This is a genomic window from Desulfocurvus vexinensis DSM 17965, assembly GCF_000519125.1.
Taxonomy (GTDB): Bacteria; Desulfobacterota; Desulfovibrionia; order Desulfovibrionales; family Desulfovibrionaceae; genus Desulfocurvus; species Desulfocurvus vexinensis.
The window spans coordinates 104,983-124,790 of the sequence record NZ_JAEX01000006.1 but is presented as its reverse complement, the minus strand read 5'-3'; the positions used below and the strand labels follow the sequence as shown (position 1 = coordinate 124,790).

General features: G+C 67.6%; 17 protein-coding genes. 13 read left to right on the top strand and 4 right to left on the bottom strand.

Translation table 11 applies throughout. From position 1 onward, the window contains the following. Nucleotides 1–37 precede the first annotated feature (37 nt). From G495_RS0107545 to G495_RS0107515, 7 genes are all read left to right on the top strand, one after another. Nucleotides 38–1,966 carry a HEAT repeat domain-containing protein gene (locus G495_RS0107545; protein ID WP_028587308.1) on the top strand — a complete coding sequence of 643 codons (1,929 nt, stop codon included), beginning with the start codon at nucleotides 38–40 and terminating at the stop codon, nucleotides 1,964–1,966. After that, on the top strand, nucleotides 1,967–2,845 hold the full coding sequence (locus G495_RS0107540; protein WP_028587307.1) for a CheR family methyltransferase: 879 nt from the start codon (nucleotides 1,967–1,969) through the stop codon (nucleotides 2,843–2,845). It begins immediately after the preceding gene. Nucleotides 2,846–2,849: 4 nt separating this feature from the next. Further along, nucleotides 2,850–3,269: a PilZ domain-containing protein gene (locus G495_RS0107535; RefSeq protein ID WP_245588388.1), complete on the top strand. Its 420-nt coding sequence runs from the start codon at nucleotides 2,850–2,852 to the stop codon at nucleotides 3,267–3,269. A gap of 30 nt (nucleotides 3,270–3,299) precedes the next feature. Then, a complete protein-coding gene (locus tag G495_RS0107530) occupies nucleotides 3,300–4,085 on the top strand; it encodes a ParA family protein (protein ID WP_035251321.1) in 786 nt (261 codons plus the stop codon). Beyond that, on the top strand, nucleotides 4,072–4,785 hold the full coding sequence (locus tag G495_RS0107525) for a chemotaxis protein CheW (RefSeq protein ID WP_028587304.1): 714 nt from the start codon (nucleotides 4,072–4,074) through the stop codon (nucleotides 4,783–4,785). The genes G495_RS0107530 and G495_RS0107525 overlap by 14 nt, the downstream gene beginning before the upstream one ends. An 11-nt stretch (nucleotides 4,786–4,796) precedes the next feature. Next, the gene (locus tag G495_RS0107520; RefSeq protein ID WP_028587303.1) at nucleotides 4,797–5,165 is read left to right on the top strand and encodes a response regulator; all 369 of its coding nucleotides are present in this window, start codon (nucleotides 4,797–4,799) and stop codon (nucleotides 5,163–5,165) included. A 78-nt stretch (nucleotides 5,166–5,243) separates the two neighbouring features. After that, entirely contained in the window at nucleotides 5,244–8,147 is a 2,904-nt protein-coding gene (locus tag G495_RS0107515; RefSeq protein WP_028587302.1) for a chemotaxis protein CheA, read from the top strand. Between the two features lie 82 nt (nucleotides 8,148–8,229). Here G495_RS0107515 and G495_RS0107510 read toward each other — a convergent pair whose 3' ends face one another. Next, on the bottom strand, nucleotides 8,230–8,709 hold the full coding sequence (locus tag G495_RS0107510) for a DUF3124 domain-containing protein (protein WP_028587301.1): 480 nt from the start codon (nucleotides 8,707–8,709) through the stop codon (nucleotides 8,230–8,232). 81 nt (nucleotides 8,710–8,790) lie between these two features. Continuing rightward, nucleotides 8,791–9,738, bottom strand: a complete 948-nt coding sequence (locus G495_RS20320; protein ID WP_051445175.1) for a hypothetical protein — start codon at nucleotides 9,736–9,738, stop codon at nucleotides 8,791–8,793. Between the two features lie 316 nt (nucleotides 9,739–10,054). Between G495_RS20320 and ybgF the strand changes: the two genes are divergently transcribed. The 6 genes from ybgF to G495_RS0107470 all read left to right on the top strand — a co-directional run bounded on the left by ybgF (nucleotide 10,055) and on the right by G495_RS0107470 (nucleotide 15,792). After that, on the top strand, nucleotides 10,055–10,999 hold the full coding sequence (gene ybgF / locus G495_RS20315) for a tol-pal system protein YbgF (RefSeq protein ID WP_051445174.1): 945 nt from the start codon (nucleotides 10,055–10,057) through the stop codon (nucleotides 10,997–10,999). 11 nt (nucleotides 11,000–11,010) lie between these two features. Continuing rightward, on the top strand, nucleotides 11,011–12,342 hold the full coding sequence (gene dprA, locus G495_RS22800) for a DNA-processing protein DprA (RefSeq protein WP_028587300.1): 1,332 nt from the start codon (nucleotides 11,011–11,013) through the stop codon (nucleotides 12,340–12,342). Between the two features lie 176 nt (nucleotides 12,343–12,518). Beyond that, entirely contained in the window at nucleotides 12,519–12,956 is a 438-nt protein-coding gene (locus G495_RS0107485) for a hypothetical protein (protein ID WP_028587299.1), read from the top strand. A gap of 1 nt (nucleotide 12,957) precedes the next feature. Beyond that, nucleotides 12,958–13,806 (top strand): HDOD domain-containing protein, encoded by an 849-nt coding sequence (locus tag G495_RS0107480; RefSeq protein ID WP_028587298.1) that lies wholly within the window; start codon nucleotides 12,958–12,960, stop codon nucleotides 13,804–13,806. Beyond that, entirely contained in the window at nucleotides 13,803–14,855 is a 1,053-nt protein-coding gene (locus G495_RS18175; RefSeq protein ID WP_084457998.1) for a GGDEF domain-containing protein, read from the top strand. The genes G495_RS0107480 and G495_RS18175 overlap by 4 nt, the downstream gene beginning before the upstream one ends. Further along, on the top strand, nucleotides 14,830–15,792 hold the full coding sequence (locus G495_RS0107470; protein ID WP_028587297.1) for a tyrosine recombinase XerC: 963 nt from the start codon (nucleotides 14,830–14,832) through the stop codon (nucleotides 15,790–15,792). Before G495_RS18175 ends, G495_RS0107470 begins: the two co-directional genes overlap by 26 nt. A 122-nt stretch (nucleotides 15,793–15,914) precedes the next feature. Here G495_RS0107470 and G495_RS0107465 read toward each other — a convergent pair whose 3' ends face one another. Together G495_RS0107465 and G495_RS18170 are read right to left on the bottom strand one after the other, a co-directional pair. Continuing rightward, a complete protein-coding gene (locus G495_RS0107465; protein WP_028587296.1) occupies nucleotides 15,915–17,114 on the bottom strand; it encodes an RNA-binding domain-containing protein in 1,200 nt (399 codons plus the stop codon). Next, a complete protein-coding gene (locus G495_RS18170; RefSeq protein WP_156939628.1) occupies nucleotides 17,096–19,759 on the bottom strand; it encodes a TrlF family AAA-like ATPase in 2,664 nt (887 codons plus the stop codon). The genes G495_RS0107465 and G495_RS18170 overlap by 19 nt, the downstream gene beginning before the upstream one ends. Nucleotides 19,760–19,808 lie beyond the last annotated feature (49 nt).

Below are 19,808 nucleotides of genomic sequence, written 5' to 3'. Positions count from 1 at the left end.
GGCGCCACGGGGGCACATTCCGGAGGACGGGGAGGCTATGCAGGACTGCAAGAATATCGTCGCGGTGTTGCAGGGCGGCGGGGACGCGTCGGACATCCGCGAGGCCGCGTGGCAGGCCGGGGAAGGCGCCTGCCAGGAAGCCGTTCCCGCCCTGGCGGGGCTGCTGGCCAGCGGCAACCTGGGCATCCAGGAGGCGGCGGACCAGGCCCTGCGGCGCATCGGCGGCAAGGCCACCGTCGAGGCCGTCATCCCGCTGCTGCGCTCCGACGAGGCCCCCGTGCGCAACCTGGCCATGGACATCCTGCGCGAGGTCGGCGCCCAGGACCTGCCCGCCCTGGTCGGCCTGCTGCACGACGACGACGCCGACATCCGCATCTTCGCTTCCGACATCCTGGGCTCCACGGGCAGCGTGGCCGCCGTCGGCCCCCTGGGCGACGCCCTGCTGCGCGACCCCGAGGTCAACGTGCGCTACCAGGCCGCCGTGAGCCTGGGCGAGCTGGGCCTCAAGGACGCCGCCCGCTACCTGAACAAGGCCCTGGGCGACGAGGAGTGGGTGCTGTTCTCGGTCATCGAGGCCCTGGCCAAGATCCGCGACGACAGCTCCATCGGCGCCCTGGCCAAGGCCCTGCACAAGAGCTCGGACCTCGTGGCCTCCATGATCGTCGAGGCCCTTGGCGAGATGGGCAACGTCAAGGCCGTGACCATGCTCATGAAGCACCTGGACGCGGCCTCCACGGCCCTGCGCAACAAGATCTGCAAGGCCATCGTGCAGATCCTGGGCGGCAAATCCCTGAAACTTTTGAGCGAAGCCGAGCGCGAGCGCTTCGGCCAGTACCTGCTGGTGGCCCTCACCGACGAGGACGAGGCCGTGCAGGACGCGGCCATGGCCGGGCTTGGCCACGTGGGCGGCGAAAAGGCCTCGGCGGAGGTGCTGGAGCTGGCCGCCGGGCTGGACCCCGACCGCGACCACGACCGGCTGATGCTGGCCCTGGACGCCCTGGCGGGCATGGGCCCCACCCGGGCCCTGGAGCAGGCCCTGGAGTCGGATTCCACCCGGCGGGTGCAGGTCGCTGCGGAGGTCGGGCGGCGCCTGTGCGCCCCGGCCCTGGGCGCGGCCATGAAGCGCACCTTCTGGGGCAAGGACCGCGACCTCCAGCGCGAGATCGTCCAGGCCCTGTGCGCCTGCGCCGACCCGCAGGACAAGGAGTTTTTCCTCGACGTGCTTGGCCGCCACGAGGACGGCACCGTGCTCAAGGCCGCCCTGGAATACCTGGGCGGGCTGGGCGACGAGGGCATCGGGGAGCTGCTGTTCGGCTACCTGGACCACCCCTACGACGACGTGAAGGAGGCCGCCCTGGAAGCCTGTGTGCGCGTGAGCGGCCAGGCCATGGACGATCGCTTCCGGGCCCTGTTCGCCGACGAGGACCCCGTGCGGCGGCTCATGGCCGTCTACGCCATGGGCAAGCTCGGCGTGGCCGGGCACGCGGACGAGATCCGCGCCGCCCTGGGCGACGAGGTGCCCGACATCCGCAAGGTGGCCCTGGAGGCCTTCGGCGACTCCTGCCTGGACCTGGAGCAGTGGCTGCCCGCCATCCGCGAGCGCTTGCACGACGAGCACCGCGAGGTGCGGCTCACGGTGGTCGAGCTGCTGGGCCACTGCGAGGGCGAGGAACTGCTGCCCTGCCTGGAAGAGGCCCTGAACGACGAGGACGACTGGGTGCGCGTGCGCGCCGTGGAAGCCCTGGGGCGGCGCGGCGCCGACGCCTCCGTGCCCCGGCTGGTGGAGATCGCCACCGGAAGCAGCACCCTGCTGGCCCTCAAGGCCGTGGAGGCCCTGGGAATCATCGGCGGCAAGACGGCCTTCCGCGCCCTGCTCGAAGTGCTCGGCGCCGAGGACCCGGAACTCCAGGCCGCTGCGGAGGACGCCGTGGCGCGCATCCAGGAATCCGGAGAAGGGGACTTGTAGATGACCTCGCTGTTCACCAAGACCATCTCCTTGAAGAAGGAATTCACCATCAGTCCCGAGGAGTTCGCGCAACTGCGGGACTTCATCTATGCGCAAAGCGGCATCTACATCGCCGACAACAGGAAATACCTGCTGGAAAACCGCCTGCGCAACCGCCTGAAGCAGCTCAACCTCAAGTCGTTCGGGGAATACTACTACTATTTGCAGTACGACGCCGGGCGCAAGCAGGAGCTGAACAAGCTCTTCGAGGTGGTGACCACCAACGAGACGAGCTTCTTCCGCAACCCGCCGCAGCTCAAGGTCTTCCAGGACCACGTGCTGCGCGAGGTCGTGGAGGCCCAGCGCAAGGCGGGCGACCGGCGCATCCGCATCTGGTCCGCCGGGTGCTCCACCGGCGAGGAGCCCTACACCATGGCCATCCAGATGAGCGAGGTGCTGGGGGGCGAGCTGCCGGGCTGGAACGTGAAGATCACCGCCAACGACCTCTCCGAGGGCGTGCTGGCCTCGGCGCGGCGCGGTGTCTACACCGAATACGCCCTGCGCACCACCCCGCAGGAGATGATCCGCAAGTATTTCACCGAGGAGGAAGGACGCTACACCATCCGCGAAGACCTCAAGCGCATGATAACATTCGGGCAGATCAACTTGTCCGACCGCATGCAGCTCAAGCGCGTGGAGCGTTCGCACATCATCTTCTGCCGCAACGTGATCATCTATTTCGACGACGAAATGAAGAAAAGGGTCATCAGTTCGTTCTACGACAATCTGCTTCCAGGAGGCTATCTGCTGATCGGGCACTCCGAATCGCTGCACAACATTTCCCGTGCGTTCAAGCCGACGCACTACCCCGGAGCGATCATCTACCGCAAGGAGGAATAGCCCGATGAGCCTGAAAGGAGGATCGTGCGCCATGTCCGCCGACGACCGCAGGAATGATTTCCGGCTGCCCAAGGCCTTCCGGGTCGAGGTCACCGAGTTCAAGTTCCCCCTGGCCCGCCAGCCCCGCTACGAGGTGCTGTGCGCCGACATCAGCGTGGGGGGCATGAAGATCGAGTGCAGCCACAAGTTCGAGCCGGAAACCAAGCTCCAGGTGAAGATCTTCATCCCGAGTTTCAACAAGTACCATGCGGGATTCTTCAAGGTCTTCGAGAGCGACGCGGGGCAGTTCATGCAGGCCATCGCCGAGGTGGTCCGCCTGCGCGACGTGGTGCCCTTCACGCGCTACGAGATGGGCATCCGGTTCCTGGACATCGACCACGACGACTGGCAGGCGCTTCGCAAATTCATCTCGAAGAGCGCGTAGCGGAGCCCGGCGCGCAGCAGGGGGTGGATCTTGGCAGCAGTTCAAGTCATCGCGGTGGCCAACCAGAAGGGCGGGGTCGGCAAGACGACCACGTCCCTGAGCCTTGGCGCCGCCCTGGCGCTGGCAGGACACAAGACGCTGGTCATGGACCTGGACCCGCACGCCTGCGCGTCCATCCATCTGGCCTATTATCCGGAGAACCTCGAATACACGGTCCTGGACATCTTCCAGGCCGAGAAGGCGGACTATGCCGGGCTGTGGGAGAAGATCGTCCACCCGGCGGAGCGCCAGGGGTTCTTCGACTTCGCCGCCGCGCATATCCGCCTCTCCGAGCTGGAGATGGACCTCAAGTCGCGCGTGGGGCGCGGGGCCATCCTCACCGAGGCCCTGGCGCCCCTGCGCGAGCGCTACGACTACATCGTCATCGACTGCCCGCCGCATGTGGGCGTCCTTCTGGTCAACGCGCTGGTGGCGGCGGACCTGGTGATCATCCCCATCCAGACGGATTTTTTGGCCCTGCACGGGCTGCGGCTGATCTTCGACACCATCCGCACCCTGAACCGCGTGCTGCCCCGGCCCATCCACTTCCGGGCCCTGGCTACCATGTTCGACCGCCGGGCGGGCGCCTGCCGCCGCGTGCTCAACCTGTTGCGCAAGAAGCTCGGCCCGCGCCTGTGCGACACCGTCATCAACCTGGACACCAACTTCCGCGAGGCCAGCGCCAAGGGCAAGGTGATCTACGAGATCGACCCGTCCTCCAGGGGGGCCGTGGAATACACGCTGCTAGCCAAAGAGATCGCCGATGAAAACGCCTGAGCAATATTTCCTGGAGAAGGACTTCCTGCCGTCGGGCACGGAAGGGGATGCCCTGTCCGCCGCCGAGCGGGAATTCCTGCGCAAGTACATGGGCCTGGGCGACGACGCCCGGGCGCAGGACGCCGTGGCCATGCCCGGCCCGGCGCGGGTGGAGTCCGCCCCGGGTTTCGGCCCCCGGCCCGAAGCCGGGGACGACGCGGCCCACACGGGCAAGGACCTGGACCAGACCCTGGCCGAGCCGGATATCATCGCCCAGCTCCGCCAGGAGCACGATCTGCAACTGGTCGGCTTCCTGGTGGGCGACCAGGAGTTCACCGTGCCCATCAACGTGGTCCAGGAGGTCATCCGCTACGTTGCGCCCACGCGGCTGCCCGCCGCGCCCCCGTTCATCGCGGGCATCGTCAACCTGCGCGGGCGGGTCACGCCGCTGGTGCGCATGACCTCGCTGGTGGGCGGGCTCGGGGCGTCCGACCGGCCCGGGTTCATCGTGGTCTGCCGGCGCAAGGGTTTGCAGCTGGGGCTGATGATTGATGTGGTCAAGACCATGTACCGCGTGGCACAGGAGAAGATCGACTGGGGTGTGGAGGCCCACCTGGGGGCCAACGTCGAGTATGTGGCCGGGCTGCTCAAGGCCGACGACGGCAAGCTCATCGGCATCCTGTCCATCGACCGCATCGTCGAGAAGGTGCTCAAGGGTTAGGAGGAGACGCCATGTCTAAACATATCCTGATAGTGGACGATTCGAAGACTGTGCGCAATCTCGTGGCGTTCATCATGAAGAAGGAAGGGTTCAAGGTCACCACGGCGGAGGACGGGCTCGACGGCCTGGAAAAGCTCTACTCCCTGGAATCCGTGGACCTGATCATCTCCGACGTGAACATGCCGCGCATGGACGGGTTCACCTTCATCAAGACCGTGCGCGAGCAGGACGCCTACCGCGATGTGCCGATCATCGTGCTGTCCACGGAAGGGCAGGACAAGGACATCCAGAAGGGCCTGGGCCTGGGGGCCAACCTGTACATGGTCAAGCCCGCCCAGCCCGAAAAGATGGTCAAGAATGTCAAAATGTTGCTTGGCTGATCCCGTGGCCACGGGCTGCCGGGCCACGGAACGGGCGGAGTCTGCCGGGCCCGCCGCATACGCTGTTGAGGTGCATCAATGAGCCAGGATTTCATGGATCCTGAAATTTTCGCGGATTTCATCATCGAGGCCCGGGAACATCTGGAGACCATCGAGCCCAACCTGCTCGAACTGGAACAGTCTCCGGAAAACCTGGCGCTGCTCAACGAGATTTTCCGTCCGATGCACTCCCTCAAGGGCGCCTCGGGGTTCCTGGGGCTGAACAAGATCAACAAGCTCGCCCACCGCGCCGAAAACATCATGGACGAGCTGCGCAAGGGCCGCATGGCCGTGACCTCGGAGATCATGGACATCATCTTGTCGTCCACCGACATGCTGCGGACCATGATCGAGAACCTGGAGTCCGAGGGCGGCGAGGGCGAGGTGGACACCGAAAGCCTCATCGCCGCCCTGGACGCCCTGCTGGCGGGCGAGGCCCCGGCGCCCAAGGCCGCCGCCGCGCCCAAGGCCGCCGCCCCGGCCCCCAAGCCCGCGCCTGCGGCCCCGGCCCCCAAGGCCGCCGCCCCCGCGCCCGCAGCCCCGGCGCCCAAACCGGCCCCGGCCCCCAAGCCCGCGCCCGCCGCCCCGGCCTTCGACGCCGCGCCCTACGCCCTGAGCGTGGTGGCCCGCGAGCACCTGGACGATTTCATGGAAGAGGCCAAGGAGATCGTCGAGAACCTGAACGGCGCCCTGGTCAGCCTGGAAAAGGACCCCGGCAAGGGCGGCGAGACGGTCAACGACGTGTTCCGCTACTTCCACAACCTCAAGGGCAACAGCGGCATCATCGGCTACCGCGAGCTCAACGGCCTGACCCACGAGGCCGAGACCCTGCTCAACCGCGTGCGCAAGGGCGAAATGGCCAGTTCCAACGCCATGATCGACCTGCTGCTGGGCGTGGTGGACATGATCGAGACGCTCATCGGCGCCATCGACACCGCCTCGGCCCAGGTCACGCCGCTGGACACTGCGGCCCTGGTGGCCCGCCTCCAGGCGGCGGTGGAGAGCGGCGAGGTCGCCCCTGCGGCCGAGGCCGCGCCCGAGGAGCCCGCCGGGGCCTCAGATGCCCCCGCGCCCGCCCCGGCGCCTGCGGCCGCCGACTCCGGCACCGACTCCGACGATCTCAAGGTCTTCAGCGAGACCGTGGGCCAGCAGCTGGCCAACATCACCTTGGCCTTGGACTCCCTGGAGCAGGACCCCGGGCGCAAGGATTCCGTGGACGGCCTGCACCGCTCCCTGGTCTCGGTGCAGAACTCCGCCCAGTACATGGGCCTGGACGACATCAAGATCAACGCGGAGCGCACGGCGGGCCTTGTGGCCCAGGCCCGCGACGCGGACCTGGACTTCGCGCTGATGGTGGACATCCTGCGCCAGGAGTGTTCCATCCTCGCCGAAATCGTGGCCAAGGAGATCGAGCGCCTGGGCGGCGAGGCCGGGCCGGGCGGCGACGAGCCGCTGGTGTCGGCCATGGACGAGGACGCGCCCGCCCCCGCGCCGCAGCCCGCGCCCGCGCCTGAGCCCGAGCCCGAGCCCGAGCCTGAGCCCGAGGAGGACGAGGACCGGACCGTGGTCCAGGCCCCGGCGCCCGCCCGCGCGGCGTCCGGCCCCCGGGGGGTGGACCGCACCCCCGTCGCCCGGCCCGCCCCGGCGGCCCCGCGCCCCGAGGCCGCGCGCGCCGAGGCCGCTTCCGCCGCCCCCGCCGCCCCCGCCGCCGGTGGCAAGAAGCCCAAGGTCTCCTCGACCATCCGTGTGGACCATGAAAAGCTCGACCACCTGATGAACCTTATCGGCGAGCTGATCATCAACCGCAACCGCTTCGCCATGCTGGCCCGCAACCTGGAAACGGGCGGGCAGGCCATCGACGTGTCCGAGGTGGCCTCCAATCTCACCGAGACGACCTACGCCATGGCCCGCATCTCCGACGACCTGCAGGACACCATCATGAAGGTGCGCATGGTCCCGGTGAACACGGTGTTCTCGCGTTTCCCGCGCCTGGTGCGCGACCTCTCGCGCAAGAGCGGCAAGAAGGTCGAGCTGATCATGGAAGGCGAGGAGACCGAGCTGGACAAGAGCGTCATCGAGGAGATCGGCGACCCGCTGGTGCACATGATCCGCAACTCCGTGGACCACGGCCTGGAGTCCAACGAGGAGCGCCTGGCCAAGGGCAAGCCCGAGACGGGCCGCGTGTGGCTGCGCGCCTATCACCAGGGCAACTCCGTGGCCATCGAGGTCGAGGACGACGGGCGCGGCATCGACCCGGCGAAGATGCGCGAGGTGGGCGTCAAGAAGGGCATGGTCACCCCCGAGGAGGCCAAGGCCCTGGACGACCAGCAGGCCATCGGGCTGATCTTCGAGCCCGGCTTCTCCGGCGCCGAGAAGGTCACGGACATCTCCGGGCGCGGCGTGGGCATGGACGTGGTCAAGACCAACATCAAGAACCTCAAGGGCTCGGTGAACATCAACACCGAGGTCGGCCGGGGCACGCGCTTCACCATCGCCCTGCCCCTGACCCTGGCCATCATCGACGCCCTGATGATCAAGGTCGCCGGAGACACCTACGCCATCCCCCTGGAGGCCGTGTCCGAGACGACCAAGATCGAGGTCCGCCGCTTCACCGAGGTCAACGGGCGCAAGGCCGTGACCCTGCGCGGCGAGGTGCTGGGCATCATGGACCTGTGCGAGGTGCTCGGCCTGCCCGCCAACGCCGAAAAGCGCGACATCGTGCCCATCGTGGTCATCCAGGACAACAACCGCCGCCTGGGGCTGGTGGTGGACACCCTGCTCGAGCGCCAGGAGATCGTCATCAAGCCCCTGGGCGACTACCTGGGCGAGAAGGAAGGCCTGTCCGGCGCGACCATCATGGGCGACGGCTCGGTGGTGCTCATCCTCGACCCGCACGAGATCTACCGCATGACCACCAACCGGGGCGGCAGTTCGGGCATGTAGCCGCCCCGCCCGCGCGAAAAACGACACGGCCCGCCGCGAGCAATCGCGGCGGGCCGTGCTGCGTGCGGCGCAGGCCAGGGCTTCAGGGCAGGATTTCCACCGCCCGCGAGGTGAAGGAGATGCCCTGGTTGGAGCTGGTGCCGATCATCACGGCCTCCACCAGGGGCGGATTCATGGGCGTATCGGCAACCCAGCGGATCACGAAGTTGGCCCCCGAGCCGCCGTCGTTGTCGCTTTCGTCCACGATGAATTCCAGCGTGCCCATGGGCCGCACGGGGCGCGGGCCGTCGATGAGGCCGCGCACCAGCCCGCCGTGGCTGTTGTAGAACTCCACGGCCTCCACGCGGAAGCTGTGGTGCGGGTCGGTGTTGCGGATGGACAGGGTGCAGGTCAGGGGGAAGTCGCGGTTCTTGGGCCCGTGGTAGACGTGGGAGTACACGGGCACGTACAGGGTCTGCCCCGTGCTGGGCGCGGGCCCCGGCGCGGCGGTTCCGGCCAGGGCGGGCAGGGCCAGGGTCAGCAGGGTCAGCAGGGCGGCCAGGGCGGCGCGGGCGGCGGGCATGGGCTCCTCCGGGTTGGGGTGACGGCGCATCCTAGCACCCCGGGCGGGGGACGGCAAATCCCGCCCGGGCCGTGCGCGCCCCTACAGGCCCTGGGCTCCGGGCAGGAACAGCGTGGCGTGCAGCGCCGAGAACGCGCCCGTGGCCGCCAGCAGCGCCAGGGCCGCCAGCCATACGGCGGGCTTCATGCGCAGCGGCGCGCTCGCCCGCCAGACCACGGCCCACAGCACGCAGGCCAGCCCCAGGGCGCAGAAGCCGCAAAGGGCCAGCAGCGCCGGGCCAGCAAGCCCCGGGGGCCACGCCCCGGGCACCACGGTGCAGACCCAGGCCTGGGCCCCGGCGGCGGCAAGCCCCAGCAAGAGCGCCCAGCCCGCCAGCCGCCCCAGCACGTAGCCGTAGTAGTCGCGTCCGAAGTCCTCGCGGTTCCTGCGCGTGAGCAGGTAGGCCAGGCCGAATCCGGCGGCGCAGGTCAGCATCAGCGTTCCGGCGGCGGCCAGCAGCGGCCCGAAGGCCGGAACGAACATGCCGCGCAGCATCATGATGTGCGGCCCGGCGGCCAGGATCCAGGGCAGCAGCGGCGCGAGCTTCATGGCCAGGGACGCCGCCAGCACCAGCGGCCCGCCCAGGGCCGCCAGCAGCCCCAGCACGCGGTGGGTCTTGGGATGCTCGCGGGCCATGCCCCAGCTCAGGCCGTAGGCCAGGCCGAACAGCGTGGCCCAGGCCAGGGCCAGGGCGGCGGGCAGGACCAGTTCGGGGAGTTGCGTCCAGGGCCAGAGCGCCTCGGGAAAGCGCGACCAGAGCACGGCCAGCCCGCCCGTGGCGGCCACCACGGTGTAGCACAGGAACAGGACGCCCAGGGCACTCAACTGCCGGGCCAGCTTCTTGAGGAAGCCCAGCCTGCGCGCGGCGCCCAGCGCCTCGCACCACCAGGCCAGGGCGAAGGCCCCCAGGCCGGTGTACACGGCGCACAGATGCAGGGCCAGGACCAGGAACACGGCGGCCAGGGCCGGGGTCGGTTCGGGTAGCGGCATGGGGCACTCCTCGGGGTTGGTTCGGCCCGCGCGGGCCGCGGGGCGCCTGGGGCGCCGGGCGGGCAGGGCGGCCACAGCGGTCCGGCCCGCTGGGCGGCGGGGCCGCCGGAAACACTGTTTCATCCGGCCTGCGCGGGGATGCGCGGGGCCGCGCCGTGGGCGCCCGGACGGTTGGAGTTGTGCCTCAAAAACGGGTTTTGGGCAAGGGCGCGCAAGGGCGGCTTTCGGGCTCCATGGGCTCGACGGCCTTGAATTTTCCTGGCTGCTGGCCTATGGAAGGAGCGATGCGCAATCAACGTTTTGCCGGGGAGGGCCCATGCTCCATCTGACCCGCCTGGCGCTGGCGACCCTGGTGCTGGCGGCCCTGGCGGGCTGCGCCGGGACGCGCGGCGCGGGCCCGCAGGACTCCGCCCAGGCCACGAGCCAGCGCTGGCGCCTGAGTGCCCTGGAGGCCCGGGCCATGACCCAGCAGACCGCCCAGCAGGAGCTGGACGCCCGGGTGGACGACCTGGAGCGCCGCGTCCTGGCCCTGGAGGCCAGGGCCGAGGCCCCGGCCCCCGCCGCGCCCCCTGCGCCTGCCTCCGCTGCGGCTGCGGCGGGCGCCCCGGGCAAGGCCGACGCTCCGGGCAAGGCCATGGATGCGGAGCCCGCCGCTGCGCCCGCCGCCTCTGCTCCGGCCTCCACCGCACCAGCCGCCCCCGCCGCCCCGGCTCCCGCCGCTGCCGCCCCGGCCAAGGCCGCCCCCGCCGCCCCGGCCAAGCCCTGGGAGGCCTACCCCGAGGTCCGGGCCAAGGGCGCGCCCAAGGCCGCCGCGCCCGCCAAGGCTGGAGCCAAGGCCGCAGCCAAGGCCCCGGCTCCGGCCCCCAGGCCGTCCGCCTCCGCCCCGGCCACGGGCCAGGCCGACTACGACGCCGCCCTGCGGCTGGTGCTGGCTGGCAAGGCCGCCCAGGGCCGCGCGGCCCTGGAGCGTTTCCTGGCCGCCAACCCCGCCAGCGCCCTGGCGCCCAACGCGCGCTACTGGCTGGGCGAAACCTACTACCACGAGCACGACGACGGCGAGGCCATCGTGGCCTTCAAGGCCGTGCACCAGCAGCACCCCGGCCACGACAAGGCCGCCGCCGCGCTGCTCAAGATCGGCTACGCCTACGCCCGCCTGGGCGATACGGCCAACGCCCGCTTCTATCTCCAGGTGCTGGTGCAGGACTATCCGGCTTCCGAGGCCGCAGCCCTGGCCCGCAAGCGTCTGGAAAGCCTGAAATAGCCCGGGCCGACATGCACGAGGACCGGCTTTCGGAATTGCGGGCCAGCCTGGCGCTGCGCCACAGCCCGGGCATCGGCCCGCATACCTGGCGGGCGCTGCTGGAGCATTACGGCAGCGCGTGCGAGGCCGTGGCTGACGCCCGCGCCTGGCGCCGCCTGGGCCTTGTGCGCGCCGACGCCTCGGGGCCCTTCCTCTCCCGCGCCTGGGAGACCGGGGCCGCCCGCGAACTGGACCGCGCCCTGGCCCTGGGTGCCGAGACCGTGCTGTGGGCCGACCCGCAGTACCCGCCGCTGCTGCGCATGATTCCCGACCCGCCGCTTGTGCTCTACTGCCGGGGCGACCTGGGCCTGCTGCGCGGCCCGGCGGTGGCCATCGTCGGCTCGCGCAAGTACGCGCCCGAGGGGATGCTCGCGGCCTCGCGCATCGGGCGCGGGCTCTCCGCCGCCGGGATCACGGTGGTCTCGGGCATGGCCTGGGGCATCGACCGCGAGGCGCACCTGGCCGGGCTCACGGGGCCGGGCTCGTCCGTGGCCGTGCTGGGTACGGGCCTGGACCGCGTCTACCCCTCGCGCAACGTGGACGTGTTCAAGCGCCTGGGCGAGCAGGGCCTCGTGGTCACGGAATTCGCCCCGGGCACGGGCCCCGAGGCGGGCAATTTCCCGGTGCGCAACCGTATCGTCAGCGGCCTGTCCCTGGGGGTGGTGGTGGCCCAGGCCGCCGCGCGCAGCGGCTCGCGCATCACGGCCCGGCTGGCCCTGGAGCAGGGCCGCGAGGTCTACGTTTTCCCCGGGCCCGAGTGCGACTGCGCCTTCGAGGGCTGCCGGGCCCTGGCCGAGGAGGGCGCCCTGCCCGTGGCCGGGGCCGAGGCCATCCTGGCCGACCTCGCCCCGCGCCTGCGCCTGGCCCTGGAGCGGCGCGACCTCCCGCCGCCCGCGCCCCCGGGCCGCGCGCGCCAGATGGCCCTGGACCTGGGCGCCTCCGCCGCCCGGCCCGGCGACGGCGCCGCGCCCCGGCCCGCGCCGCGCCGCGCCGCCCCGGCGCCCCCCGCGCCGCGCCGCCCCGCCCCGGCGCCCCCCGCGCGCGGGGCGGGCCCGCGCCCTCCGGCCCCGGCTCCGTTGCCGCCCTCCGGCGCTGCCGTGCCTCCCGTTTCCGCGCCCGCCCTGCCGGAGGACCCGGACCAGCGGGCCGTGCTCCTGGCCCTGGCCGGAGACAGGCGGCTGCACATCGACGCCCTGGGCCGCGAGCTGGGCTGGGACGCCGCCCGCCTCTCGCGGGTGCTGCTGCTGCTCGAAGTGGACGGGCAGGTCCGCCAATGGCCGGGGATGCAATACAGCCTGGCTTGACGCGACGGCAGGCATGTCCTGCCCCACTGCACGCGGCCCGGACTTTGCAATTCCCAACGCGACAGCCCGCCGCCCGGGTGGTATTTTCCCCCCGCCGCCCGGGGCGCGCCATCTCCGCCCTTGGAATGCGATGGCAAATCCAGTACACTCGGCCCACCCCAGGAGGCCCGTTTCCCATGCAGCGCATCCCCGTAAAACTCGCCAGGCCGGGCATGGTCCTGGCCAAATCCGTGCTCCGCGAGGGGGGCATGGTCCTGCTGGCCGAGGGCACGGAGCTGTCCGAGGCCGCCGTGTCGCGTCTGCCGGGCATGGGCGTGGACAGCATCGTGGTCCAGGGCCACCCCGTGGACCTGGAAGGCCTGGCCGGGGGCACCAGCCACGCCGCCCGCGCCGCGCGCATGGACCACCTCTTCCGCCGCCACGGCGACGACCCCTGGATGATGCAGCTCAAGAAGGTCTTCAAGGGCTACTTCACCATGAAGGCCGCCGCCCAGGCCGAGGCCGAACGCCAGGCCAGCGAAGCCCGGGCCGAGGCCGAGCGCCAGGCCCGCGAGGCCCGCGACGCCGCCCTGCGCGAGGGCCCGGGCGCCGCCCCGGCCCCGGAGGGCCGCTAGCATGGCCGAAGACCTGCGCACCCAACGCAAGGGCCAGATCCTGGCCGTCAAGGATCTGCCGACCCTGCCGCCCGTCCTCGACCAGGTCTCCCGGCTGGTGGAAGACCCCGAATCGTCCACCGACCAGATCGCCAAGGTCATCAGCATGGACCAGGTGCTTTCGGCCAAGATCCTCAAGATGGTCAACTCGCCCATCTACGGCTTTCCCGGGCGCATCTCCTCCATCCAGCACGCCCTGGTGCTGCTGGGCTTCAACGTCATCCGCGGCGTGATCATCTCCACCTCGGTCTTCGACGTGATGAACCAGTCCATGGCCGGGATGTGGGAGCACAGCGTGGGCGCGGCCACGGCGGCGCGCACCATCGCCGAGCGCGCCGGGTTCAAGGACCCCGAAGAGTTCGCCGTGGCCGGGCTGCTGCACGACCTGGGCAAGGTCGTGGCCGCCGTGCAGATGCAGGGCCTCAAGGACGAGCTGGACGCCCTGGTCCGCCAGGAGGACGTGACCTATTTCGAGGCCGAGCGCCGGGTGCTGGGCTTCTCCCACGACATGATCGGCGCCTGGCTGGCCGGGCACTGGAACCTGCCCGTGAACATCAAGGACGCCTTGTCGCACCACCACAAGCCGCTGCTGGCCCGCTTCTATCCGCAATACGCCAGCGTGGCCCATGTGGCCGACTTCTGCGTGCGCCTGCTGGAGTTCGGCGACGGCGGCGACCAGGGCGTGCCCCGGCTGGAAAAGGGCGCCCTCAAGCTCCTGGGCCTCGACGGGCGCGCTCTGCTGGCCTGCGTGCAGGACCTGGAAGACCGCCTCGTGGACGTGGCCGGGTTCAACTTCGGCGGCGCGTCGTGAGCGCAGGCCGGACCCCGCAGCCGCCCGCCCCGCCCGCGCCGCCCGCGCCCGAGGAGTTCCAGGTCTTCCTGGTCAGCCCCGACCCCGAGCTGCGCGACCTGCTCGAAGGCCTGGACCTGCCCTTCGAGGCCCGTTGGCACTGGTTCGACGCGCCCCGGGCCGCCGTGGAGCGGCTGCTCACCGCCCCGCCGGACCTTCTGCTGGTGGACGGCCTGGGCAGCGCGGACGCCACGGGCGCGGGCGCCCTGGACGGACGGCGCCTGGTGGCCATGGTCAAAGGCGAAAACGTCTACCGCCGCACCCCGGTCATCCTCATCCTGGACACCGACGCCCTGGACCACGGCCTGGACTGGGCCAGCGTGCAGGCCGACGACTTCCTGCTGCGCCAGCCCGGGCTGCCCCTGCCCGGCGCCGGGCCCGGGCTCCTGCTGCTGCCCCTGGACCCCGTGGAGACCGCTGCGCGCATCGCCCTGACCATGCAGCGCGCCCGGCGCACCCAGGACACCAACCCCCTGACCCTGCTGCCCGGCAACACCAGCATCATGCAGGCCGTGCAGGCGCGCATCCTGGCCCGCGAACACTTCGCCCTGGGCTACGCCGACCTCGACCACTTCAAGGCCTTCAACGACAAGTACGGCTTCGCGCGCGGCGACGAGGTGCTGCGCATGGCCGCGCGCCTGCTGGTCAACACCGTGCGCGAGGTGGCCGGGGCCGGGGCCTTCGTGGGCCATGTGGGCGGCGACGATTTCGTGTTCGTCGTGCCCGGCGCTGTGGCCCAGGCCGTGTGCGAGCGCTTCATCGCCGCCTTCGACGCCATCGTGCCCGGCTTCTACGACGCCGACGACCGTGCCCGGGGCGCCATCGCCTCCTGCGACCGCGCGGGCACGCCCTGCACCTTCCCGCTCATGGCCGTATCCATCGCCGTGGTCGTCAACCACGACGCCAAGCTCGCCCACTACGGCGAGGCCTCCTCCATCGCCTCGGACCTCAAGAAACGCGCCAAGGCCAAAGCCGGGAGCAACTATGTCCTGGACCGCCGCCGGGCCTGAACCGGCCCTGCCCGACCTGGCCCTGGCCTTCCTGGGCCACCTGGACGTGGAAAAAGGCTACAGCCCCGCCACCGTCGAGGCCTATGGCCGCGACCTGGAACAGTTCGAGCACTTCCTCGCCGCGCGCGGCGCCGGGCTGCACGACCCCGCCGCCCTGACCCGCGACCACGTGCGCGGCTTCATGGCCGAACTGCACCGCGCGGGCACGAGCAAGGCCTCCGTGGCCCGCAAGCTCTCCACCCTGCGCTCGTTCTTCAAATACCTCGCCCGGGCCGGGCTGGTGACGGCAGACCCCACCGCCGGGGTGCGCAACCCCAAGCAGGACGCCCGCCACCCCCGCGCCCTCAACGTGGACCAGGCCCTGGCCCTCATGGAGGCCGAGGCCGGAGCTGACCCCGAAAGCCTGCGCGACCTGGCCCTGGCCGAACTGCTCTACGGCTCGGGGCTGCGCATCAGCGAGGCCCTGAATCTCGATGTGGACGACTTCGACCCCGGCTCGGGCATCGTGCGCGTCATGGGCAAGGGCTCCAAGGAGCGCCTGGCCCCGCTCTCCGAAGCCGGGCGCCAGCGCCTGGCCCAGTACCTGCGCGTGCGCGGCGAATTCACCGCCAGCCTGGCCGAAAAGGCGCTGTTCCTCGGCGTGCGCGGGGCGCGCATGCAGCGCCGCCAGGCCTGCCGCATCCTCGACAAGCTCGCCGCCCTGGCCGGGCTGCCCCAGGGCGTCCATCCGCACATGCTGCGCCACAGCTTCGCCACCCACCTGCTGGAATCCGGCGCCGACCTGCGCAGCGTCCAGGAGTTGCTCGGCCACGCCCGCCTGACCACCACCCAGCGCTACACCCACCTGAGCGTGGACAAGCTCGTGCGCGCCTACGACAAGGCCCACCCCAAAGCCCGCGTGAAAGGCGGCAAAGGCCCGGGCGGCAAGGGCGCGTAGCGCCCGCCGGGGCTGCGCCGGGGCGGGGCGCTGCGCCTGTAAATTCTCCTGTTATGGGTCTGCTCCGAGTAGAGACGCTGTGGAGCACAGCGGTGGAACCAGTGACGGCTTCCTTTTCCCGCTTATTCCGTGTGCTCCTCATCCAAGTCGACCGCCCTCGTTGCTGGCGTCACGGCGGGCCGCGTCACTATGACCTTAAAGAAATTGCCCGTGCGGTCGTCGATGAACTCAATTGCGGGCCAGGCTCGCAAGGCACGCAGCAGGCCGCTGCCCAACCCGCGATAGGGCAGAAGCTTTGCGGCGAAGGAGGCGAGGATGGGATTGCGGATGTTGGAGTTGCCAGCTTTGATGTTTTCGATTGTCAAATTGTTGGGGAGATGACCAGGGCTAACGATCTCGACACGATCCGTGAACACCAGCACCCGCACCGGGGCGCTGATAAAGTAATCGCGATGGATAAGCGCATTGGCGACCAGCTCTTCCCATACGATGCGGGGCACTTCGGGGCGACCCACGGAATTGATGCCTCGATCCTCTTGCAGTGCGCGGGTGTTGGCGCTGATGAATCCCATGGTTTGCTGAAACATATCTGCAAGTTTTCCAGTGATATCCCGGCTATCGATGTAATCCTCGTCCTCAATCTCCGTTCCGTAAAACGCCACCGCCTTGACGATGAAGGCGGGCAGTGCGTAATGCGGTGCCTTGGCAAACAACAGCGCGCCCGCGACATTGAGTTGCCCCTGGTTCATTAGGTTCATGTTGCTCAGCAATTGGGGCAACGGCAGGCTGTGCTGGGCAAGGGATTCGCCAAATTGCTCTTGAAAGAACGTCTCGAAGTAGGGCATGTCCACATCGCCAGCCCCCAGCCTCGACGCCGGGGTTTCATCGGCATGAACCAGGCCGACCTGCTGGAATAGACGCTGGATTTCCTCACGCGACGTGGCTCGGCGTTTATCGGCGCCATTTTTTACCCAGATCACTCCGTCCTTGTCCATGTAGGGCTTGTTGATGCCCTCGGGAATGGTGACCACCAGCACTGTGCCAGAGGGGTGGGGTACGTTTTCAGTCAAAGGATTCACTGCAGGGTGAACGTTTTGTGAAGCCGCATTGGCGATGAGTTGGTTGAGGCGGCCAACATCGGCGTTGGAGAGGCCATGCACCGAACCATCGTCGTTTACGCCGATGAAGATGCGCCCGCCGACTGCGTTGCTGAAAGCAACGATCTCTGCCGCCAATCCACCTGCATTATTTATATTCAATTTAAACTGATGGCCGCTGTCCTCGCCCCGGCTAAGGATGTCGATTAACTCTGCTGTTTCCATAGATTGTAAACCTCTTTGCGACGGTTGAAGGCTTCTTGGCCTCCTTCCATAATGTTGATAATAGCATCTTGCACCTGGCGTGCATCGATGCTGCCGCTAAGGGTGGTGACTTTTTCGTCTTGGTACCGACAGGCATGCACCTGCTCGGCATCGCCCAGCACAGGGAAATTGGCGTTGTGCGTGGCGAAGATGAACTGGGTATGGGGCTTCAGCTCGCGGATCAGCTTGATGACGTCGTCGTAGATCGTCTGGTTATCCAGATCGTCCTCCGGCTGGTCGATAATGATAACATCGTTTAGCCGTTGGCTGAGGACATACAGCAGCAAAGCAGAAGCACGCTGCCCGAGTGAGTGGTGCCTCAGTTCCTTGCCGCGATAGCGGATCACGAAGCGGTTGGGGACCTGCCATATGACGAATTCACCAAGGTTCTGCATGAAGGTCTTTTCGAAGACCTCTGGAGAACTGCCAGCCTTGGTTTTGGCCTCCGGGAGTGCGCGAAAGAGACCGCCAAAATCGGAGTAGTTCTCCATGACAGCACGCAGTGTCGTTTCTCGGATATTGCTGCCGCGAAAAAGTTGTTGCATGAAGCCCACGGCGGCGTCTCTGTCTCCCTTGAATTCAGCCTCAATCTGTAGGGCCGTTTGACTGGCATTTACACGATCAAGCTCTGCCTTGATGGTATTGAATTCGTCCAACCAAAGCTCATTGAGCTTGTCGATTTCCGAAATCAGCGCATCACGGATGGAAGCCTGCTGGGACTCCTGCTTGGTCAACGCCGCAAGCATCTGTTCCGCTTTAGTCTTGCGCTGTTGCTGTGCAAGAAAGTCGTCCGGCTGGATGGCCATCATGCCGGTTTGTTTCAACTCGTGGGCCAGTTGCCGTTCTACTTGCGCAAACTCTTCCTGGAGATTCTTGCTAGCCCCCTCAAAATCGCCCTGTTTGGCGTCGAGGCGGCTGGCAATACTCCGCGCATCCTGTTCGATTTGCTTGAGCTGCTCCACGTGGCGGGAGAGATGAGCAAATTCAGCGTAGTAAGCCGCGAAAAACTCTGGATTCTGCCGTGAAACATAGCTTGACGCATTACGCAATTCGTCCTCGTGTTCGGCGATCAAACTGTTCAGGGCGAGGATGAAGTTTTCCGCCAGTGCGCGCAGGCGTTGGAGCGCAGCGGCATCCTGCTGAAAGCCCACACGTTTCTGGAGTTTGTCCGCAACGCCATATTCTTCGAACTTCTTCAGGCGAAAGTTTGCATCGTCGAGCTGCGCTTTGTAGTCGCGTTTTTGCTCGGCGGTTGTGCTTAACTTGAGCCAACGGTTGGTGGCATCTCTCACTCGCTGACGTTGGATTTCGATCCCTTCGCGCAGAACGCGAAGCTTTTCACCGACCAGCTTTTCAACCAGATCGGTTTCGAATCCTTCTCCCGTGCTGGAAAGGTCTTTCTGTCCGAAGTAAATCGGGCGGCGCAGAACGGTTTCCCGGATCGACACGCCAGGCTGTAATTTGCCGTCCAGATAGACATTCGGGGCTTCACGGAAAATCCTGGAAACCGTGAACTCCTGGCCATATACATCACAAGCAGTAAGTGTGACTTTGCCACCACTCCCCAGTGTGTGCCGGATCAGTTCGTCTTTGTATTTGGTGTCCTGCGCCTTCTCGCCCCGCGGGATGTCGAGGGCGTAGCGCACCGCCTCCAGGATAGAAGACTTGCCGCTACCACGAATGCCGATGAGTGTATTGAGTTCAGGGGAGAAATGCAGCGTCTGCCCGTCGAGGATACCGCCGTCGAAGTGGATGCTGCGAATATGCGAAGCGTTGTGCTTTGGGGGAGCCTGAGCGACACGCGAGGCGTGATCAGTCAAAGCGAACTTGGCCGCTTCGAAGGACAATTCGCCAAGCTTGAGATAGCATTGATTTCCCTGGCCGATCTGTTCGATGCCCTTAGGGTCGCTGCCTTCAAGCTCGGCTGGATACCAATCTTGCAGCCAGCCTTTAACTTTGGTTCGGCAGGGCTTGTCCTTGCCTGAGCCATCGTGGGTGCGCACCTTCTGAAAGCCTAGAGTTCTGCGGCGGAAGAACTCGTTTTGCCCCATCTCGATCAAGCTACCGCCATCCAACTCGGTCCAGAGCCCGCTGCTGGCTTCCACATGGGCAAAGACGAAGAAAAAATCGCGGCAATAGCCTTCCAGCTTCTTGATTGTCTCCAGGAGCGACCAGGAGGTGCGGCCATTTTCCTGCTCGTATTGCGCAGGCGTTTTACCTTCGAATGCGCTGGTTAGAAAAGGATTTATGTAGTCATGGCCATCGGCGAGCCAATCGTTGGAAAACACAATCAAGGTATGGATGCCATTGTCACTCACGGATAGCTCTACGCCAGGCAACAGTGCTATGCCCTGCTTTAGCGCTGTTTTCCGGAGAGCCTTGAATTCTTCTAAATTGAATTTGTTGTGATTTGTAATTACGCCTAACTGGATTTGCGCATCTTTCAGTGCTGTCACGTAGTTGCTGTTGTAATGGTCGTCATCGCCTGTGTACTTGAACTCGCGGTCTGCGCGGGTGTGCAGATGGAAGTCTGCGCGTATCCACTGTGCCCCTTCTGCGAAGACGGGGGCTCGCGAACCTTGCTGCGCTGGCAGAATCTTTCCCATTATATCCCCTCGTTATGCGCGGACAACGCAATCTCACGTCCCGAAGCGA